Origin of the sequence: Bradyrhizobium sp. 61, from assembly GCF_023073075.1 — a bacterium.
GTDB lineage: Bacteria > Pseudomonadota > Alphaproteobacteria > Rhizobiales > Xanthobacteraceae > Bradyrhizobium > Bradyrhizobium barranii.
Genome location: NZ_JADPIU010000116.1, coordinates 1 through 1,578 on the forward strand (window position 1 = coordinate 1; position 1,578 = coordinate 1,578).

General features: G+C 61.8%; 3 protein-coding genes and 1 pseudogene. All 4 read right to left on the reverse strand.

Features of this window, described 5'->3' with window-relative positions:
* Positions 1 to 256: HNH endonuclease signature motif containing protein (locus tag IVB46_RS43610; RefSeq protein WP_247346071.1), on the reverse strand; the 256-nt coding region annotated here is incomplete at its 3' end.
* The gene (locus IVB46_RS43615; RefSeq protein WP_247346073.1) at positions 253 to 666 is read right to left on the reverse strand and encodes a recombination protein NinB; all 414 of its coding nucleotides are present in this window, start codon (positions 664 to 666) and stop codon (positions 253 to 255) included. The genes IVB46_RS43615 and IVB46_RS43610, both read right to left, overlap by 4 nt.
* Positions 663 to 1,307, reverse strand: a complete 645-nt coding sequence (locus IVB46_RS43620) for a lambda exonuclease family protein (RefSeq protein WP_247346075.1) — start codon at positions 1,305 to 1,307, stop codon at positions 663 to 665. The genes IVB46_RS43615 and IVB46_RS43620 overlap by 4 nt, the downstream gene beginning before the upstream one ends.
* A 2-nt stretch (positions 1,308 to 1,309) precedes the next feature.
* A pseudogene (locus IVB46_RS43625) lies at positions 1,310 to 1,578 on the reverse strand (ERF family protein); the annotation flags it as partial.

Here is a 1,578-nt window from a genome sequence, read left to right on the forward strand (position 1 = left end):
CCCGCTGGCGGTCCTGGATACGCTTTGCTCGAGCGATAGCCGGGACGTCTCGTTTCGCAGTCTTGTCCTTGTGGCAGGGCGTGCAGAGAACGGTGCAATTCTCCAGCGTCGGTTCGCCGCCAAGGCCGTCTGCGATGGAATGGTCATAGTGAAACTTGCCGAGCGTGAGCCGGGCGCCGCACTGCGGGTTCTCGCAGTTGCCGTTGGCGCGCATGAAGGCGTCGCGCTTGACCTGTTTGGAGAACTCGCGCCTCATGCCTCTTCAAACTCCTCTTGATCGTGGAACTTGATGCCGTTCTCCACGCCCCATGCCGAGATGTATTCCATCAGTTCAGACATCTCGGTAACTGACAGGTCGGATGAGGAGCGACCGCACGGGACCATGCCGACACCCTGGAGTCTCGGCAGATACTTGATCTCAATGCCGCGTTCTTCGGCGTAGGCATGCAGGAACATCAGCTTCCACTGCTCGGTGTTGTATCGGCGGCCCTCGATGCGGCCTTGCACGGCAACATCAGTCAGCATCGCCCAAAATCGGGAGTTCTGATCGACGGATCGGCACGGCCCTTTGAATTCAACTCTTGATCCTGTCGGCGCTTTATTGATCCACTGAATGGCTCGCTCGCGCTCCGCCGTGCTTTGCAGTGTTACGATTGCCCGGCTCATGCCGCGCTCCTCTTGAGCTGTTCGGTCAGGCCACCAGCGCTGCGGACGGCATCCACGACGCTCACGAGCTCGGCGTTGAATTCCTTCACGGCGCCGGCAAGCGTGGCGATGTAGCCGTCATCCCGCGGGACGCGGACGATCAGGAGAGGCAGGCGAGGGCAGTAGGACACGAAGTCCCAATACTGCCGCTCCGTCACCCACATGTTGCCCTGCACCTGGGCGCGGTGCTCGGCCGGCAGCTCGCCCTTGAGCAGCCGTTCGACCTGGATGTGAGGAAGGGCGGTCTTGATCTCGAGGCCGCCGTCTTCTCCGATCAGGGAATCCGGCGAACAGCCCTTGTCGCCGTTGACGATGAAACCGACTTGGAGCGTGTCCACGTCGCGCATCAGCTCGTAAGCCTCGCGCGCCTCGGCTTCCTGCTCCTTACCGCGCTCCATATGGACGTTGGAATAGCTCTCCATCGGCTCGTTGGTCAGGATCTCGCCCGCCAGCTTCAGCATGTAGGTCCGGCGCGTGACGGACTTCCCGCCGTCCTTGCCCTTCGCCATGACGGTTGAGAACTCGCTGGCGGTCGGGATGCCGAGCCGGGCGGCGAACCATTCCGGCGTGCCCTGCTCACACTGAATAACCTTCGGTGCCATCGTCAGCCCCTCGATTTCGCATTGAGCATGGTGACGGCTTCCTGGAAGCGCTTGCTCGGGAGCTCGGCCAACTGCTCGACCTTGAAGAACCGGAGGAACTTCGCCTTATCGGCGCCGACGCTCTCGATCAGCTCGGTCAGCGTCCCGATCTGTTCCTCGGTGATCGAGGCGCCGCCTGTGACGGTGTTGCCGTCTCGGTCATCGCCAATCGCGATATTGAAGATCATCTTGAGCAGGTATCGCTGGCCGTATGTCATGGCCGCGCCGGCAG

Bases quoted from the DNA above. Each gene is read 5' to 3' on its own strand.
- IVB46_RS43615 (WP_247346073.1), bottom strand. From the start codon at position 666: ATGAGCCGGGCAATCGTAACACTGCAAAGCACGGCGGAGCGCGAGCGA.
- IVB46_RS43620 (WP_247346075.1), bottom strand. From the start codon at position 1,307: ATGGCACCGAAGGTTATTCAGTGTGAGCAGGGCACGCCGGAATGGTTC.